Origin of the sequence: Enterobacter cloacae complex sp. GYL001 (genome assembly GCF_049237125.1) — a bacterium.
In the GTDB taxonomy this organism is placed as follows: domain Bacteria; phylum Pseudomonadota; class Gammaproteobacteria; order Enterobacterales; family Enterobacteriaceae; genus Enterobacter; species Enterobacter hormaechei_C.
The window spans coordinates 62,548-78,393 of the sequence record NZ_JBMKGW010000013.1 but is presented as its reverse complement, the minus strand read 5'-3'; the positions used below and the strand labels follow the sequence as shown (position 1 = coordinate 78,393).

The 15,846-nt window shown below is 48.6% G+C and carries 21 protein-coding genes and 1 tRNA gene; 19 read left to right on the top strand and 3 right to left on the bottom strand.

Translation table 11 applies throughout. The features are described 5' to 3' along the window. Nucleotides 1–41 precede the first annotated feature (41 nt). From ACOTWU_RS19650 to ACOTWU_RS19605, 10 genes are all read left to right on the top strand, one after another. On the top strand, nt 42–1,157 hold the full coding sequence (locus ACOTWU_RS19650) for a hypothetical protein (protein WP_022649964.1): 1,116 nt from the start codon (nt 42–44) through the stop codon (nt 1,155–1,157). An 80-nt stretch (nt 1,158–1,237) separates the two neighbouring features. Continuing rightward, on the top strand, nt 1,238–2,032 hold the full coding sequence (locus tag ACOTWU_RS19645; RefSeq protein ID WP_006812580.1) for a hypothetical protein: 795 nt from the start codon (nt 1,238–1,240) through the stop codon (nt 2,030–2,032). 81 nt (nt 2,033–2,113) lie between these two features. Beyond that, on the top strand, nt 2,114–2,590 hold the full coding sequence (locus ACOTWU_RS19640; RefSeq protein ID WP_006812579.1) for a hypothetical protein: 477 nt from the start codon (nt 2,114–2,116) through the stop codon (nt 2,588–2,590). Nucleotides 2,591–2,624: 34 nt separating this feature from the next. Next, nucleotides 2,625–3,947: a hypothetical protein gene (locus ACOTWU_RS19635; protein ID WP_022649967.1), complete on the top strand. Its 1,323-nt coding sequence runs from the start codon at nt 2,625–2,627 to the stop codon at nt 3,945–3,947. Nucleotides 3,948–3,958: 11 nt separating this feature from the next. After that, nucleotides 3,959–4,123, top strand: coding sequence for a hypothetical protein (locus ACOTWU_RS19630; RefSeq protein ID WP_172687143.1), 165 nt, complete (start codon nt 3,959–3,961; stop codon nt 4,121–4,123). After that, nucleotides 4,107–4,319, top strand: a complete 213-nt coding sequence (locus ACOTWU_RS19625) for a hypothetical protein (RefSeq protein WP_022649968.1) — start codon at nt 4,107–4,109, stop codon at nt 4,317–4,319. The genes ACOTWU_RS19630 and ACOTWU_RS19625 overlap by 17 nt, the downstream gene beginning before the upstream one ends. Further along, nucleotides 4,319–4,471: a hypothetical protein gene (locus ACOTWU_RS19620; RefSeq protein ID WP_060453981.1), complete on the top strand. Its 153-nt coding sequence runs from the start codon at nt 4,319–4,321 to the stop codon at nt 4,469–4,471. Before ACOTWU_RS19625 ends, ACOTWU_RS19620 begins: the two co-directional genes overlap by 1 nt. Next, entirely contained in the window at nt 4,468–4,773 is a 306-nt protein-coding gene (locus tag ACOTWU_RS19615; protein ID WP_048228584.1) for a hypothetical protein, read from the top strand. The genes ACOTWU_RS19620 and ACOTWU_RS19615 overlap by 4 nt, the downstream gene beginning before the upstream one ends. Before the next feature lie 748 nt (nt 4,774–5,521). Next, nucleotides 5,522–5,596, top strand: a tRNA-Asn gene (locus tag ACOTWU_RS19610). A gap of 241 nt (nt 5,597–5,837) precedes the next feature. After that, the gene (locus ACOTWU_RS19605; RefSeq protein WP_048228583.1) at nt 5,838–6,563 is read left to right on the top strand and encodes a hypothetical protein; all 726 of its coding nucleotides are present in this window, start codon (nt 5,838–5,840) and stop codon (nt 6,561–6,563) included. A gap of 160 nt (nt 6,564–6,723) precedes the next feature. Here the strand turns inward: ACOTWU_RS19605 and ACOTWU_RS19600 are convergent, their stop codons facing one another. Next, on the bottom strand, nt 6,724–7,638 hold the full coding sequence (locus tag ACOTWU_RS19600) for a DUF4238 domain-containing protein (protein ID WP_048228582.1): 915 nt from the start codon (nt 7,636–7,638) through the stop codon (nt 6,724–6,726). A 77-nt stretch (nt 7,639–7,715) separates the two neighbouring features. Further along, on the bottom strand, nt 7,716–8,273 hold the full coding sequence (locus tag ACOTWU_RS19595) for a hypothetical protein (protein ID WP_048228581.1): 558 nt from the start codon (nt 8,271–8,273) through the stop codon (nt 7,716–7,718). Nucleotides 8,274–8,482: 209 nt separating this feature from the next. Between ACOTWU_RS19595 and phoH the strand changes: the two genes are divergently transcribed. The 7 genes from phoH (at nt 8,483) to ACOTWU_RS19560 (ending at nt 12,501) form a co-directional block, all read left to right on the top strand. After that, complete coding sequence (phoH, locus tag ACOTWU_RS19590) at nt 8,483–9,256, top strand: phosphate starvation-inducible protein PhoH (RefSeq protein ID WP_045339937.1); 774 nt, start codon at nt 8,483–8,485, stop codon at nt 9,254–9,256. A gap of 10 nt (nt 9,257–9,266) precedes the next feature. Continuing rightward, complete coding sequence (locus ACOTWU_RS19585) at nt 9,267–9,470, top strand: crAss001_48 related protein (protein WP_048228580.1); 204 nt, start codon at nt 9,267–9,269, stop codon at nt 9,468–9,470. Nucleotides 9,471–9,485: 15 nt separating this feature from the next. Next, nucleotides 9,486–9,851 (top strand): Gp49 family protein, encoded by a 366-nt coding sequence (locus ACOTWU_RS19580; RefSeq protein ID WP_048228578.1) that lies wholly within the window; start codon nt 9,486–9,488, stop codon nt 9,849–9,851. Further along, on the top strand, nt 9,851–10,096 hold the full coding sequence (locus tag ACOTWU_RS19575; protein ID WP_048228576.1) for a GrxA family glutaredoxin: 246 nt from the start codon (nt 9,851–9,853) through the stop codon (nt 10,094–10,096). Before ACOTWU_RS19580 ends, ACOTWU_RS19575 begins: the two co-directional genes overlap by 1 nt. 95 nt (nt 10,097–10,191) lie before the next feature. Further along, the gene (locus ACOTWU_RS19570) at nt 10,192–10,800 is read left to right on the top strand and encodes a hypothetical protein (protein ID WP_165591053.1); all 609 of its coding nucleotides are present in this window, start codon (nt 10,192–10,194) and stop codon (nt 10,798–10,800) included. Between the two features lie 9 nt (nt 10,801–10,809). Further along, nucleotides 10,810–11,220, top strand: a complete 411-nt coding sequence (locus ACOTWU_RS19565; RefSeq protein WP_048228574.1) for a type II toxin-antitoxin system YafO family toxin — start codon at nt 10,810–10,812, stop codon at nt 11,218–11,220. A 174-nt stretch (nt 11,221–11,394) separates the two neighbouring features. Then, a complete protein-coding gene (locus ACOTWU_RS19560) occupies nt 11,395–12,501 on the top strand; it encodes a tyrosine-type recombinase/integrase (RefSeq protein WP_023315967.1) in 1,107 nt (368 codons plus the stop codon). Here ACOTWU_RS19560 and ACOTWU_RS19555 read toward each other — a convergent pair. Beyond that, a complete protein-coding gene (locus tag ACOTWU_RS19555) occupies nt 12,493–12,879 on the bottom strand; it encodes a transcriptional regulator (RefSeq protein ID WP_004110129.1) in 387 nt (128 codons plus the stop codon). The genes ACOTWU_RS19560 and ACOTWU_RS19555 overlap by 9 nt on opposite strands. A 263-nt stretch (nt 12,880–13,142) precedes the next feature. Here ACOTWU_RS19555 and ACOTWU_RS19550 point away from each other — a divergent pair, with 263 nt between their 5' ends. Together ACOTWU_RS19550 and ACOTWU_RS19545 are read left to right on the top strand one after the other, a co-directional pair. Then, entirely contained in the window at nt 13,143–13,355 is a 213-nt protein-coding gene (locus ACOTWU_RS19550) for a hypothetical protein (protein WP_004110118.1), read from the top strand. Between the two features lie 109 nt (nt 13,356–13,464). After that, nucleotides 13,465–15,831, top strand: coding sequence for a cobaltochelatase CobT-related protein (locus tag ACOTWU_RS19545; protein WP_042863511.1), 2,367 nt, complete (start codon nt 13,465–13,467; stop codon nt 15,829–15,831). The last annotated feature ends 15 nt before the right edge of the window (nt 15,832–15,846 follow it).

Genomic DNA, 15,846 nt, shown 5'->3' with positions numbered 1-15,846 from the left:
GGCTTATCAAGATATTACCTGCAAAAAGTAGGGTTAAGAACGTGAGCGACTTGAAAGAATTACTGACCGAGCTGGATTTTGAACAATGGCTCGATATGGAAGGAATCATCTACCGTCGTGGTGGCGTCAGTACTCGTGGACGTGAGGTGAATATCAAGGAGTGTCCGGTATGCGGCAGCTCAAACTGGAAGGTTTATTTCAACCTGACCAATGGCGTCGGCAAATGCTTTGCTGGTGATCATCCCGAAGAGATTCAGTTCAACAAGCTGGTCTTCCTCAAGCACTACAGCGGCAAATCCCGTCGCGATTTTGAAGAGTACGTCCAGAACGCGCTGATCTCACAAGGATGGGCGCCGAAGACGGAAGAGGTCGTGCTGGCCAGCAAGGTTGAACTCGAAGGGCCAGTAGCTCTCCCGCGCCATTACGAACTCCCCATTGACGGTCGTCTTCCTGATTATCTGGTGGAGCGCCATATCTCCCCGGAGCTGGCCAAATACTTTGATCTGCGTTACTGCGTCGAAGGCAAGCACGCATACGTCGATCCGTACACAGACCAGGTCAAAGGGCAGGTGTTTGATATGCGCATCCTGATACCGGTTTACGATCTGGATGGCGTGATGAAGACCTTCCAGGGGCGTGACATTACCGGTGCAGCAGAACGCCGTTACCTCTTCCCCATGCAGCTGCCGGCGTCTGGCAAGTTTCTCTACAACGGCCACAATGCAGTCGGAAAACAAACGGTCGTTGTGTGTGAAGGGGCATTTGACGTAATGGGCGTGAAGCGAGCCATCTTCGACGAAGAGACGCTGCGGGATTATGTAGAGCCAATTGGCACGTTCGGGATGCACTTGTCCGGAAATATGAATGAGGACGCTGAAGATCAGTTAGGCGCGTTCCTGACGCTCAAGGCGCGTGGATTACGCAACGTCATCATGATGTGGGACAGCGAAAAGCAAGCGATCCGCAACACCATGTCAGCGGCCAAACGTCTCACCAGCATCGGACTGAATGTCAAAGTGGCCTGTCTGGGCGAAGAAGGCCTCGACCCCGGCGACGCGACGCCAGAGCAGATACTAAAAGCCTATTATCGTGCCAAGCCGTACTCCAGACAGTTGGAGCTACAAAGCAAGGTACTCGGCATTAAAGCTCTTGTATAAATTGCACGCCTTTAATGATAAGTAGATACATACTTATTTTTCTGTAAGAATATGCTCGACGAAGGAATTGAGGAACCTTTATGAAAGCAGATATTCAGAAGTCCGTTACCGAAATTATCGACAAATCAGGCGTAGAAATTGATACAGAAGAGCGCCAGAAGATTATCGATGAGGCGATCCAAACTGCGCTGGAGCACATCGCCACGTCTGTGAGCACCGCACCTCTTGGGGAAGGCTCGAAATACATGCGGGTATGGGTTCGTTTTGGAGAGTCCCCAGAGCTGCCTGGTGTTAAACAGAAACGCGCGGCATTCGTGGCGTTCACTCGCAAAATGAAGGACGCAACGGTCGAAGTACGTGCCGGTGCATGGTACGACGGCCGCGTTGTCTACACCAATCAGGCGGTGTGTGATGAAGGTGAACGATTTGAGGAAATTGTCGACGCAACTCTTCGCGCGATCAAAGGCAGGGCTGGTGTAGAGGATGATCCGTCTATTGCGGCGTTCCTGAGCATTGTCGAACTGCCTGAAGTTACTGAACGCGTTACCGATCTGACAACACCACCTGGTTTGCTGGAATTGGTGGTCAGTGGCGATACCAAAAAAGCCGTTGAGCGCATTCGTGAGGTGGAATACGGCATCATCTGCGATATGTGCCGCAGCGACTTAGACCTGGTGCGCATCATTGTCGACGCGGGTCAGGCATGTGACGGTGTGCTCGCCAGTTTTGCAGGGCAGGTGGCACGCCTGGCCAACGAGCTGCCGATGATTAAACAGGAGGCAAAATCCTACGCCGTCCACCATGCCAACGATTTACTGGAGCCATACCGGTTCGAAGCCGCTCAGGACAAAATGACTGGCTGGGCGACCTGGTAAGCCTCGAAAAACCATTTAGCCCCCTGGTGGGGCTTTTTTAAACTGCGCTTAATAAGTAAGTACACGACTACGGTTAGAAGCATGTCCACAAGAACAGATTTGTCGAAAATCCCGTCTATCTCCGGAAACAACGGTTATTCGCTGCGCTGTCCGGAAGTGAAGATCAACGGCCATGAGGCCCATTGCAGCTATACAGTCTGCCAGCACACCATCCTCGCCTACAAAGAGAAGCGTCTCCCGGCGACATCGTTCCAGTCCTGCGCTGCGGCCATTGCTGCTGGCAAATGCCAGGCGCTGAAGATGATGGTCGAAGAGATCCGCAAAGGCGAACAGCTCTACTTCATCGATATGGCTGCGCTTATCAAAGAAGTGGAAGAGCAAAACGACCGCGCCAGAACGCTTACCCGGAAGCGCAACACCATGACGATTAACAGTCTGGTTAAACGCACGAAGAAAACAGAACCAGCCAAACCCGAAACCACGTCCACCGATTCACTGGCGCCCGTCACTGACGTGTACGCGGCACTCATTGAAGAAGCAACCAAAGAAAACACATGAAAACTCCCGAGCGACCGATGGAGGTTAAACACTAATGGAAAAACTGATCGCCCTAAAGCACAAGCTGGATGCCATAAAAACGATGGGAACCAACGCCAAGAAAGAGGCGCTGGCCAACCTTGATGAATTTGAGCAGAGCATGGTCTCGCTAATGCTCAACCCATTCATTCGATTCGGTGTGAAGAAGTACAAAGTGGCCGAGCCACTCGATACTTCCGTACCCAGCGATCAGAAGGTAGTCGAGCTGCTGGAGAAGCTGGCGGCGCGCGAACTGACCGGGAACGCGGCCATTACTGCTGTCGAATCACTCGTTGCCTCAATGTGCGCTGACGGGCAGGACGTGTTTCGTCGCTTCCTGCTGAAAGATCCGAAAGCCGGCGTCGGCATTAGCCTGTGCAACAAGGTGTTCGAAAACCCAATTCCGAAGTTTGAGGTACAGCTGGCGTCTCCGTACAAGGAGAAAGGCGACAAATACCCATTTAAACAAAACCCAAAGGCCAAGTGGCCAATGATCGGCAGCCTCAAACTCGATGGTCTCCGGGTTATCTGCGAAGTTATCGTTGACGAGGAAGAGGTGAACTTCTTGACGCGTACCGGCAATCCGATTACGTCACTCGATCACCTTAAACCAGCCATGCTTGAGCGAGGCAGACTCTCCGGTTTCAAGCACATCTTTTTCGATGGTGAGGGTACTGCAGGTACGTTCAACCAGTCCGTGTCGGCGCTTCGCAAGAAGAACGTGACAGCCATTGGTGCCGTTTACCATATCTTCGATTTCTTCTTACCGGAGTGGCGTGCTCAGGCAAAAAGCAAAGAGTACCTGAAGACCGGCATGAAGCTGAAAGAGCGCCTGGCTATGCTGGTGGCGTTATTCCGCAACACTTGCGGGGAAGATTACGCGCAAGATATTCACCTGCATCCGTTCTACATCATCCATAGCCATGAAGACTTTATCGAACGCTTCATGAAGCGCCTGGACGAGAACGAAGAGGGGGAGATGGGCAAAGATCCGGATTCTGTTTACGAGTTCAAGCGTACCCGCAGCTGGTGGAAGCTGAAAGATGAGGATTCCGAAGACGGTGAAATCATCGACTTCGAGCCAGGCGACCCGGACTCAGGCTTTGCACATACGCTGGGCAAGATAGTGATTCGTCTGGAGAACGGCGTCATCGTTCGTGCCAGCGGTATCAAGCATAAGTACCTGGATGAAATCTGGAACAATCAGGAGAAGTATCGTGGACGCATCGTCGAGGTTCACTGCCATGAGAAAACGCCAGACGGTAGCTTACGCCACCCACGTCTGAAGTGGCCGAAATGTCTGCGAGATACCGAAGACCGTATTGGAGATAAAGACTGATGCTCGGCTGGATGATTGTATTTTTGGTCGTCGGCATTGTTATCGGCAGTCTGGTTATGTCCAGCTGCATCAACGATTACGTAAAAGCCGGTGTCATGCAGAGGCGCGGCCGCATTTACCGCATTGTAGATATCACGTACACACTGAAGGAGATTAAGGATGATCATGTTAAGTAAACGGGAGAAAGAAACTCTGCGTGAAATCAGCCAGTGGAAACAGTTCTACGCCAACTGGAAGCCAAAGACCCGCGCCAAACTGGAACGTATGAATCTTGTCGCTAACGTTTCGCCAAAAGGATGTGTGGAGAACTATCAACTCACTGAAAAAGGACACTCACTGTTACAGCAATTGACTGAGGCGGGGGCGTTCTGATGATTCCATACATCCTGTTATCTTTTGCTGGGGGCGTGGCCCTCGGCTTCAGTATCTGTCGCGATCTGGTCAGGCAGGTACTGAAAACCAAAACGCTTCGCATCGGTAAGCGTCTGTATCGGGTTGTTCACGAGACGGGAGCGCGGAAATGAGCAATTTGACCTCTTTCGACTGGTGGCTGGCAACCTACCTTGTGGCGGCCGGCTTCGGATATGCCTTCTACATTGGTCAGTTAATCGTAAAGCTACTGCTGATCAGATTTGCCAGCCATAAACGCATAGACGACGGTCTTTGGCGCCTGGGTTCTCTGCTGGAGACTCACTACGGCGAACTGAAGGAGAACGAAACTATCACTATCCAAGCGAAGCGTTTTACGGCCATCATCACGAGAACGCCGGAACAGAAGGTGAGTTTGATCAAAAAAATAGCAACTAAACGATGTATAGAGAAATAAGTATTTACTTACTTATCTAGTATATATAAGATTCACTTGTTTTCGTTGAGACGCGACTGTTTGAACGATAAATATAACTGCAAACGAAGATACGTACCTGGCAGTAGCCTAAGAAGCCAAACACCAGCGAGGTCAGTTTCCAGCCTCGTCACCGAAATGGGACACACTGAGCGAGTGTGATTGCAGAACGCAGGATAGGGCATGTTGCACCACCCATGCCCTATTCGATGAAGTAACAGGATGGGCGGTTGGTTTTCCTCATTCCATTCCATCATCCCGGTTTCAGCCAGCTGACCGTCCATCCTGTTACGTCATTTCCATTACTTATGTCGTTTAATCTTGGGTTAAAAGCGGCGACGTAACCCGGCTGGTATGGTTAGCCAGCGCACAACGTTGAGGTCACTGTTTTCTTTTAATCATACAGGTGATTCCACAGAGCTGTAGCGACTGATTAATATGTTGGGTCGAACATAAATCGGTTCAGTGGCCTCAACGTTGTGAAAGCAGGATTCTTTAACCCTCTGGTGAAATCATTGTTGCCTATGTAGCCCCTGGTTTCACAACATGGATGATTCCATACATCCGATAAGATCGAAAAATCTGGCGGCCATCAACCGCCGTGAAGGATTCAAGATCTTCGCTCTATGTGAGCGAGCCACAAGCCTCGTCTGGCACTAACGGAAAGTGCAAGTTGCGGGAAAGTCCTTGGTTGCCTGGTTGCCCATGAACAAGTACCGCCGCGAAAAATGATGGTGTAGCTCAGTGGTAGAGCGGTTGACTGTTGATCAACTGGTGGGTGGTTCGAATCCACCCACCATCGCCAACACAGCGCTGAACGGTTTGGAGTTCGCCACCACCGTCGGAACGGAAAGACTCCGCAAATGTCGCCAGACCGTTCAGCGCTGTGATAGACACGGCAGACGTTCTTAACCATTGCTTCTTAGCATCGTAGCAACACTTTTTTAGCGCAAAAATCAAAGGGGCTTCGGCCCCTTTTGCGTTGCTAAATATTTTGTTGGAGTTACATTTGAGCTATCTGCGAAACACTTTAGGGAACTCTACTGATGGCAAAGCTATTTTTCAGCTTAAAACTTTGGGAGGCTAAGACATCAATAAGAGTCATGAATATGCTCGCTGAACAAGCTGAGACAAACATTGTAAGTGCTCTCAATGATGCCGCACTTCCGGGCGCGGTATTGGAAGATGAGTTTGAAGATTATCATGAGGATGATGACGGTAATGTTTATCGGTATACGGTACCGTATTTTACCTGCGGCTCCAGTTCTGGATATAGTGCTGATGAAGTAAAATCGAAACACAAACACCTGATTACACAACTTACTCGTCGTTCAGCTTTTTTGACGATGTATGGACTATTTGAACACCACATGGTCGAATGTCTTGATGTCATGGATAAATTGTCGGGAGAGGAGACTGACAAAAAATTCAAATTGGTCGAAGACTGTCATAAGCGACTTACTGGATCTATAGGTGGCAAAGGCATCAGAAGCATTGATCATCTTGCTGCAATCAGAAATATCATGGCCCACAATGACGGTGTTGTCGAAAATTATCATAGCCTTGCAAATTCAACCTTAAAGAAATCACGTGAGATTCGCGCAGTAAACCGAGCAATGAATGAAAACGCTGGTATAACAGTCAATACTTTCGACGAGATTCTCATGAACGATCGGTTTCTGATGTATGTTGTAGGCGAGTTTGACAGATATGTTCGCGAGTTGGAGGCGGCAGTTATCTACTATCAAAAAGCATCTGTTAATTTTGGCTAAGTCATAAACTATTTATCTGTAGCACCACCAGTAGTAGGAGTGAGGCTGTTTGCATGGAGATAACAACAATGAAAATAAACAGATAATACAGATTAAAACTTCACGTTTGGAAGAAGAAAAACGCAAAAAAATCATAGGGGCATGACTGCCCCTACCAATTTCACATAAGTTTTTTCCCCTGTTTGATTACACCATTCCCATCAATGTAATTAAACGTCCGATCGGAAGAAAATACCCTTTCGACTGCATTATAGATGACACATGTATTGAAATGAGCAGCTAATTTTTTAGTTGCATGATACTGACCACTTATGTCACCGAAATCCCCATACAGCACTATATCTTTCGATATGGGGAAAAGAACACAGGTATCTTCAACTAGAAAACCTGGTGAACCTGGCCTGCCATCTGTCCACATCAAGCTTACTGGGTGATCTGAAGTTATGAAGGTGCCTGATTCATCTGTAGAACGGAATAATCGCCAGCTACGGCTACGGAGCGCAGTATCAATAGCCTTAGACATTTCCATTTCTGCCGCTATGAGAAATTCACGCTTAACCGAAATTGAGAATTGCCCACTTTCGACAAAATTTTTCATCTTCTCAAATGGAACTACGGGAAGAGATTTCGCAGATTTTTCTTCATAATCTCGGATAGTATCCTCGTATCTCTCTTGATTTAAAACAGTCATTTTCGCGACCATTTCTACTATCGGGGTTATTTGAGATTGTAAGTGTTCTCGCATAGCTGGTGTTCTTACAGCGAGTAATGAAATAAAAGTGAGAAGAATATCCTTTGTTTCTCCTGAGAATGGCTTACCCTGACTAAGATTATTAAGTTCTGTAGCAACGCTACCCTCAAACTCAGCCAGTGTACTTTCGAGTACATTAGGATCAACATCTTCAGCATCAATTCTGTTAAAATCTCTAACCCCTCCTACATTTCGAGTGTTAGATTCGAAGATTTTTTTATTTTTTAGATCAAAGGCAGTAAGCTTTGATTTCACACCTCTATTTTTCGTAAATCCTCGCAAATAGCACTGAGAAAGGTAGTGATGATGTCTAGCTTGGTTCACAGTTATTCCTTATGACGCAAAAAATGTAAATATGAATTGTGATAATATTATTCAGTTAATGCATTCTCAAACTGAACTTAGCCTTTGAAATGTAAATTACAACCTGCACGGAATCCTCCTCCTATTTCGAGATATTCAGCTCGTGTCGTACCAGTCAGGTGCATAGACTGCTCTGTAAACTGGGCCATATCATGGCTACACTTTTTGGCCGTTGCTTTGTAGCCGCGGTTGCACATTGCATAAACAACGTTTGGATCGGCAAACTGTGAACGCTGTGCTATGGCGTTGCACGTCGTTGAGACTCTCGCTAATGCCTGTTCCGGACTCAATTCTCCAACGAGTGTTGCTTTCTGCGAATTATTAAGTTTGCTGCAATCTAGTCTGCGTGCGGCAATGCGTTGCTTTAGATAGGTTTTCTGAGCATAATAAATGTCAAAATCCTCTCTTTGCATCGTGGCCACGCCTCCAGATTTTGCGGGTATGCTGTTAACTTTGGCTAACTCCAAGCATAATTCACTATTGTCATTTATTGTTTTCAACTGGTCTACCGCTGTCTTTTCTGCTGATGGGGCGTAATGCCCGCTACACCCCGTTAATGTTGCAACTACAGCTGCATAAATTGTTAGACGCTGCATTAAATGCCCTCATGTGTCTTATACAAGCAATATAGGTTGGATCGGATAACAGAAATTTTGTGGTCTTAGCGTATTATTTTATCAATATTTATTAGTGATAAATTGATCTTGCATCGCTGATATAACATTTAAATCCGCACTCGTAGGTAATGACTTACTTATTATTTGTGAGTATAGTTCTTTCGGTAACTCACTTGAAAGGACTCAATATGGGAAACAAACGTAAACAGGCGCGTCGCGCAGCTCGTCAGGCTCTGAAGTCGAAACCACGCATCCACGGTTACGAAATTGACACAATCATCGTTGACGAACTGGCTGCCGCCCCTGCTCTGCCACCAAAACCTAAACGCGACAACTCTCCCATCGAAGCGCGTAACGAGGCCCAGGCCCACTATCTTATCTCTCTCGATACCAAACCTCTGACGTTCGCCACTGGTGAAGCCGGTTGCGGCAAGACCTACCTGGCAGCTGCCGTCGCAGCGCAGCGTCTGCTGGATAAGGAAGTCGGGAAGATCATCGTGACGCGTCCGGTATTGCAAGCAGAAGAAGATCTGGGCTTCCTTCCGGGTGACATGAGCGAGAAGTTCGCCCCGTTCTTTCGGCCCGTCTATGACGTGCTACAGAAGCGTTTGGGTGGCTCATTCCTTGAATATTGCTTAAAGCCAGAGGTGGCCAAAGTAGAAATTGCCCCCTTCGCTTACATGCGTGGGCGAACGTTCGAGAACGCTGTAGTCATTCTCGATGAGGCACAAAACGTTACAGCGTCACAAATGAAAATGTTCCTTACCCGTATGGGCGAGAACGTAACTGTCATTGTGAACGGGGATGTGACGCAATGCGACCTGCCAGGCAATGTTAAGTCTGGTCTGGAAGATGCACTGGAGCGTTTTAAACCTTCCTCCCATGTTGGCCTTATTGAGTTTGCGACCGAAGACTGCGTGCGTTCTGAGCTATGCAAAGTCGCACTGGAAGCCTATCAGTAAGGGGAAGCCAATGACCAAGGAGTACCTGCCACACCAGAAACGTGTCATGGATGAACACGAAGAACTGTGTGGCCGCATCAAAGAACTGGAGGCGTACATTGCCGGCGACGGGTTTGCTCGCCTGCTGTATGTCGACCGCATCATCCTCATTAAGCAGCTGGACACGATGAAGGCGTATGACCTGATTCTTCGTGCCCGGATCGCTCGTTTTTAACGTAAGGAAACCAAAATGACCGATATGGATATCGAAAAAGAGATTGTGGCCAAAGGCAAAACGGCCGCGCGTGTTACCCCGGAACGCATTGAAGCCGTTATCTCAGGCGAGTTTTACTTTACCGGCGCGGACGGATATCGCAGCTCACCGTTGTGGCTGAAGCAGGAAGAGCCTGAACCGGCCCCGCAATCACTCGAACTGCTGACATTCTGCGTTCTTGTGCTGGAGAACGGCTTTACCGTAACCGGCGAGTCTGCGTGCGCCAGCCCGGAGAACTTTGACCCGGAGATCGGGCGTAAAATTGCACGCCAGAACGCAATTGCCAAAATCTGGCCCCTGGAAGGCTATCTTCTCAAGCAGCAGCTGCACGGGGTGAAGTGATGAAGGTCGTTATCTACGGACGCGATAATTGCTCATACTGCAAACGTGCGGTCGAGCTGGCGAAGCAGCTGCACGGCCACGGCTTTGGTGATTACGAATACATCGATATTGTGTCTGCCGGCATCGACAAAGAGAAGTTGAGCGACCTGGTTGGCAAACCGGTGGAAACCATACCGCAGGTGTTCGTTAATGGTGAACCTATCGACGGCTATACAGAATTTGCTGCTTTTGCGAGCACTCTGTAATACAATACGGCTCCTTTTGGGGCCGTTTATTATTTGTCGCTTTCATCAACACAGCGTACACTTAGTTACGAGCCATTGAGTAGTTAAGAGGTTTTATGCGTTTAGAAAATTGCCTGGAAGATATGAGTGTCATTAGCAATGCCCTTGCTACTGTGACCTCTAACGCCTCGCGCTTTTCAACTGCAAAGCCTAAAGCTAAATCTGGGCGTGCCTTTATTGAGCCGCTTGGCTATCGACGCTTCCGTGGCACGGTGAAGCACTCTGCGAAATTTGCTGGATTCAAAGAACAAGCCTATGTGAGAACCGCAGGTATCCCTGTTCAAGAGAACAGCGATGCGGCACAGCTGACAGAGATCGAAAGCAAACTCGCAGAATTGACAGCGAAACACGTTCGCCTGGCTCATGCCATCTCTGGATGGAAAGCGGAAAAGATTCGCACCAGCTTCGGTGAAAGCCGTTACGAAGAATTGAAGAACGTTGACCTGACCATTCGTGGTTTGGAGGGATTCGTTAACAAGTTGATTCGTGACTCTGAGCAGCCTCATCCCTACTTGAAACGCCTGAGCGATTCTGTAACTGAGTATCGTTTGGCTATCTCTGATCTGCTATTGATTTTAAATCAGTGTTTTACCGACGTAGACATCATCGAATCGCAGACTGGCCTCATCGACGAGGACGTCTTCGCCAACTTCTCATTCCATTGAGGTTGATCGATGAAGGTCACATGGAACAGTGCCAGTTACGCCCAATTTTTACAGCCGACCTTCGATATAAAGCCTGATTTAAAGATCACGTTACTCAACGATTTCACGTCGCTTAAACAAGGCATGTACCCAACCGTATTCGGCAAAGATGGCCCGTATACGGCTCCGGGTGCTATCGTGTCCTCCCGCGTTTATCACGTTCATCTCTTGTTCACGAAGCAAGAACGAACCAGCAGCCGCAACAGATTCAATTGCACAAGCGACCGCGCACTCGTTTACAGTCAACATGCACATTTCCAAGATGTGTATAGTCTATTAGCAATCTTCCCGGGCAATGCACATCAGTATGCGAAAGATCCAAAAATCATGGCCGATATCGCTGCATACGCCGCCGCATTTCAAGCTCTCACTAATCCGTGACAATCACGCTAATAAAATCTCAGAATTTAAATTTCCAGCCTTAAATGATTCCATACCTATTAAGTATGGAATCATTGTACAAAACAGGCTATTTTATGGTTGATCATACAAAAACTTATGCCTAATATACTGTTTATACATACAGTAAAAAGGGCTTCACTCAGTGAGTGGACGATGAAAAACACCTTTGATAAAGCACGCGCAGCAGAAAACACCTCTCGGGAAGCCATCGAGTACCTCGAACGCGCTTCCGGTTTGTCGGCAGTGTCGACCGCCAAATTCGACGGAGACATGTCGTTTTCTTCCGCCTTCATGTTATTCACTCGCTTATCTTTACTGATAACGAGGCGTCGACCTGAAATAGCCGTTCATTGTGTTTTGATACATGTAATGCCGCATATCTCTGATGTAAAGGTAAGTGATATAAGTAGGGTCTTGGTCAACCAGCTGGTGAACCCACTGATACTGGAAGGCAAGATCGTCCAGGGCAGACGCGTGTTCTCCCTGATGAAACAGTTCCTGAGCTGGTGCGCCTTTCAGGGGCTGATTGATACATCACCGTTGAATGATATATCGCTCAATAGAGTTGCCGGTGGCGCAAAGCCAGTGCCGCGCGAACGTAAGCTGACGGACGCCGAGGTCTGGGTATTCTGGAACGTCTGGGATTACTTCAATGTGTGCGAAGGCACAAAGTGGGCGGCCAGGCTCTGTCTTGTCGCTGCCAGACGACCCGATGAAGTGCTCCGGGCCAGAAAGGATGAGTTCAACCTTCAACGTGATGTATGGAATCAAGGTACGCGAAACAAATCGGCCAGACAGCACGCGCTGCCGTTAAGCCCATTGATGCGTCAATGCGTGGAAGAGTTGTTCGAGTACGGGAAAGACAGCCAGTGGCTCGTTCCTTCGAATAAGAAGAAGGGCGTAGATACGCCAATGTCTAAGGTGGCCATTGCCCAGGCACTGAGAAGGATACTGGAACGACCTGAGTTGATGGAGGTTGAGTCATTCACCCCACGCGATCTGAGACGTACAGCGCGTAGTTATTTCCCTGCTCTGGGGATTAATCAGGAGGTGGCCCGTAAGATTATGAACCACAGTCTTGAAGGGATAGATCGCGTCTATGATCGCCACGATTATATGGATGAGATGCGAGACGCCTTGAATAACTTCTCAACGTACATCGCATCTATCGTTAATCAAACAGACTTAGACGAGATAGACCACAAATTCAAGGGAGATCGTCTAGCCACGGAGCTTATTCGTGTAAATTTCTCACAGTGACTTGATGGCCTCTACCACCTTTTCTGACGCACCCTGTTGACCGTCAAAACGGTTACGGAACGCTTCTAGAACGAGTTTTTCATCAGCGGAGAGAGGTGCAGTGCCCTCTTCGCGAAAAAACTCAAGCAGCTCAGGATGACGTTCTTCCAGAACCATCAGCATCAGTCGAACCGGATCTGCCTCCAGTGCTTCGGCTAAAGCTCGAACCTTATCGACTGGAAGTGGGATTTTGCCGCTTTTGATGAGAGAGAGGTTGTTGGCGTTCTTGTACCCAACCTCTTTGGCAATGGTAGCCTGACTTTTAGGCGAGATTGTGATTAACGAGTCAATGTAAGCTGCGTAGCGACCTTGTTTGATCTCTGTTTCGTTGGTAGCCATGTAGTGAACCTTGCGTGTTTTGTTTATCTCTGGTAAGTGCTTACTGATATTACAGCAAAGGCCAGGGTTGTAAAGACTTATCTATTTAATTTCGATAGGCACAAAACCCCGGCATACCGCCATTATACTATGGTTTTTAGGCAATTTGTCACTATTCGCTTACAGAAAAAAGTAAGACGTATCTGATATAGGTGCATTCCATATTGATACAATAGGTAGTAGTATTGCCGAACTTTCAAATGTGTTCAGTTGGATGATATGAAATGAAAAATATAACTTCTAAATTGACCGCCCTTGAGGTTGGACACGCATATGCGATTGGACTGGATGGCGTCGCGACGATCCTGACAGAACTAGAATCTGAAGAGCTTCCCGTGGAGATGGTTGATACGACGGTTTTCACTTTTGAGCTAAAAAATAAACATTTCACTCTCATCAATACTGGTTGCGGCTCCCTTGCCGTGAGAACCATTTAAAACACATTCCTGCCTATAGATGCCTGTACGAACAGCTTAGTTGCCTGTTCGTACAGTGATAAATTACGCACATCAGAAAACAAATTGTTTTAATAACAAGGAAATTCTCATGTCCAAAGCCATGACCAGATCTGTGCTGAAAGAGGTACAGGACTTTCGCGACTGCGTAAAACGAGTTGTAGCGATGCTATCAGGCAAACAGATACCTGTTGCAGAGCGAGGCAATGAAGCATATGTCCGCTACAACCGGCGCGGCGAACCAGTGCTGGTAAACATCCCATCTATACCGGACGACGCGTCACCAACCCTCATGAACGCAGTACGTGGTTTTCTCGACCATGAGGTAGCCCATATCCTCTTTACTGATCCGAAAGTCGCAATGAAGATGCGCGAGAGAGGAAAGGCTCCGTCTACCGGGCTTTGGAACGCGCTGGAAGACGTTTTTATTGAACGCAGAATGGGACAGGTATTCAACGGAACTCGTCGCAATTTGCTGGCCACACAGAACCTGGTGATCGACAAATACTTCAAGGGCAAAGTGTCAGAGGCGGTTTCAATCTGCCACGGCGACCAGCGTGAATTGTTCCTGAAATTCTTCCTTTGCCCGGTCGTTCGCGCCTGGGATGGCCAAAGCCCTTTCATCGACTTTATGGAAGCACACTGGCACCTCATCGATAAGCCTGTAGCCTTGCTCAAAGAGCATGGTATCGACGTGGCCGTTCGCAATATGTCGAACACAGAAGACTGCGTGAAGGTCGCAGCTGCTATCGCCCAAATCATGCAGGATATGAAAGACAAGCCAGAGGGCAAATTACCAGAGCTTAAATCGTCTGCTAGGAAGCCGTCGAAGAGTGAGGACGAGTCAGAGGAAACCCCAGAAGCCGGTGACGAACCGACTCATAGTGAATCAGCACCAAAGCGTACCAAAGGCGAAGACGACGACAAGGAAGAGCAAGAAGATGATGCCTCAGAAGAGGAAGAGTCTGGGGATTCTGATTTGCCTGAATCAGTAGATAAGGACTTACCTACAGAGGATAAAGAAATTAGTGATACAGAAAGTAAATATACAGAAGCAGGCGAAGAAGAATCAGGAGACACCCCAGAATCCGATGATGCCGGCATGGAATCAGGTGATTCTGATGACGAAGGTGGTAGTGATGACACTGGCTCTCCAACGCCTGGTGATGGCATTCGCGAAGACGCCGATGACTCCGATGGTTATGGCTCTGGCGCCGCTGGCGATGGTGATGGTGATGACGGCGAAGACTCCGATGCCAGTCACGGGGAGTCGGAAGGAGAAGGCGAAGAGGAAGATGACGCCGCCGATCACACAGACGGCGAAGGTAAAGAAAATGAGGATGCCGCGGAAGCGCCTGAAGACAGTGAGTCAGGCTTTGTTCCTGCTCCGGATGAAATGACTCTGGAGGACGCACTCAAGGCGCTCGACGAGATGGAAGACGGAACAGGCGAAATGACCGAAGACGCACTGTCGGCCACCATCAGCAAAGAGCTTATGAGCACCTCACTTTCTGAGTATCGCCCATACGATCGTTCATACGACTTTATCGGGTTGATTGATGAGGCTGAAGAGCATGTAAAGCGCACCAGAAAGACGTTCGGCGCAATCCCGATGCACTCACCGGTCGATCGCTACCGCATGGTTCCGGAAGGCAGAAAGCTCTTTGAACTGAAAATCGAAAAACATCTGTCAGCAGGCGTTTCTTCGACTCTGGCCAAAGACCTGGAGCGAGCTATCGCCAGCCGCAACCGAGTTCAGTTTATCCCAGGCCAGAGACGTGGGCGGATACATGGCGCGAACCTGTATCGTCTGGCAATGAACGACGACCGCGTGTTCCGCAAAAAAGAAGACCACAGAGCGGTGAACGCGTGCGTCCAGCAAGTGATCGACTTGTCCGGCTCAATGGGCGGCAGGAAGATTCAGTTGGCACTCGCAAGCGCCTACACCATTGCGGATGCTCTGGATCGTATCAATGTGCCTAACATCATCACCGGCTTTACCACGTTTGGTAGTCCAGATTATGAAACCATGTCGAAGCGCGGGTTTACTCGCTTCGAGGCGCTAATGCTGCCCATTATCAAAAACTGGAATGAGAAAGCTAACTCTCCAGAGATCCGCGCCCGCATGGGCTGCGTGTGTGAGACGTTCCCCCTGCTCAATAACGTCGATGGTGAGAGCGTCGCGCAGCTGGCGACTCTGTTTGCAGGGCGAATGGAGGACAAGAAGATCATGCTGGTTATGAGCGACGGGGCGCCATGTGCTGCAGGCGATGGGTTCCATCAGCATTTGCGAACCGTCACCAAGGAAATTGAGACGTTGAGTGACATCGATTTGATGGCTATCGGCGTTCTGACCGACGCACCACGGCGTTACTACAAAAATTACGCACTGGTAAACAGCGTAGAAGAGTTAGGGCCGTCAGTCGTCACAGAGCTATCTCGTATCATTCTTGGGTAATTGCCTTACCCGTAA

Bases quoted from the DNA above. Each gene is read 5' to 3' on its own strand.
- ACOTWU_RS19645 (WP_006812580.1), top strand. From the start codon at position 1,238: ATGAAAGCAGATATTCAGAAGTCCGTTACCGAAATTATCGACAAATCA.
- ACOTWU_RS19640 (WP_006812579.1), top strand. From the start codon at position 2,114: ATGTCCACAAGAACAGATTTGTCGAAAATCCCGTCTATCTCCGGAAAC.
- ACOTWU_RS19635 (WP_022649967.1), top strand. From the start codon at position 2,625: ATGGAAAAACTGATCGCCCTAAAGCACAAGCTGGATGCCATAAAAACG.
- ACOTWU_RS19630 (WP_172687143.1), top strand. From the start codon at position 3,959: ATGATTGTATTTTTGGTCGTCGGCATTGTTATCGGCAGTCTGGTTATG.
- ACOTWU_RS19625 (WP_022649968.1), top strand. From the start codon at position 4,107: ATGATCATGTTAAGTAAACGGGAGAAAGAAACTCTGCGTGAAATCAGC.
- ACOTWU_RS19620 (WP_060453981.1), top strand. From the start codon at position 4,319: ATGATTCCATACATCCTGTTATCTTTTGCTGGGGGCGTGGCCCTCGGC.
- ACOTWU_RS19615 (WP_048228584.1), top strand. From the start codon at position 4,468: ATGAGCAATTTGACCTCTTTCGACTGGTGGCTGGCAACCTACCTTGTG.
- ACOTWU_RS19605 (WP_048228583.1), top strand. From the start codon at position 5,838: ATGGCAAAGCTATTTTTCAGCTTAAAACTTTGGGAGGCTAAGACATCA.
- ACOTWU_RS19595 (WP_048228581.1), bottom strand. From the start codon at position 8,273: ATGCAGCGTCTAACAATTTATGCAGCTGTAGTTGCAACATTAACGGGG.
- phoH (WP_045339937.1), top strand. From the start codon at position 8,483: ATGGGAAACAAACGTAAACAGGCGCGTCGCGCAGCTCGTCAGGCTCTG.
- ACOTWU_RS19585 (WP_048228580.1), top strand. From the start codon at position 9,267: ATGACCAAGGAGTACCTGCCACACCAGAAACGTGTCATGGATGAACAC.
- ACOTWU_RS19580 (WP_048228578.1), top strand. From the start codon at position 9,486: ATGACCGATATGGATATCGAAAAAGAGATTGTGGCCAAAGGCAAAACG.
- ACOTWU_RS19575 (WP_048228576.1), top strand. From the start codon at position 9,851: ATGAAGGTCGTTATCTACGGACGCGATAATTGCTCATACTGCAAACGT.
- ACOTWU_RS19570 (WP_165591053.1), top strand. From the start codon at position 10,192: ATGCGTTTAGAAAATTGCCTGGAAGATATGAGTGTCATTAGCAATGCC.
- ACOTWU_RS19565 (WP_048228574.1), top strand. From the start codon at position 10,810: ATGAAGGTCACATGGAACAGTGCCAGTTACGCCCAATTTTTACAGCCG.
- ACOTWU_RS19560 (WP_023315967.1), top strand. From the start codon at position 11,395: ATGAAAAACACCTTTGATAAAGCACGCGCAGCAGAAAACACCTCTCGG.
- ACOTWU_RS19555 (WP_004110129.1), bottom strand. From the start codon at position 12,879: ATGGCTACCAACGAAACAGAGATCAAACAAGGTCGCTACGCAGCTTAC.
- ACOTWU_RS19550 (WP_004110118.1), top strand. From the start codon at position 13,143: ATGAAAAATATAACTTCTAAATTGACCGCCCTTGAGGTTGGACACGCA.
- ACOTWU_RS19545 (WP_042863511.1), top strand. From the start codon at position 13,465: ATGTCCAAAGCCATGACCAGATCTGTGCTGAAAGAGGTACAGGACTTT.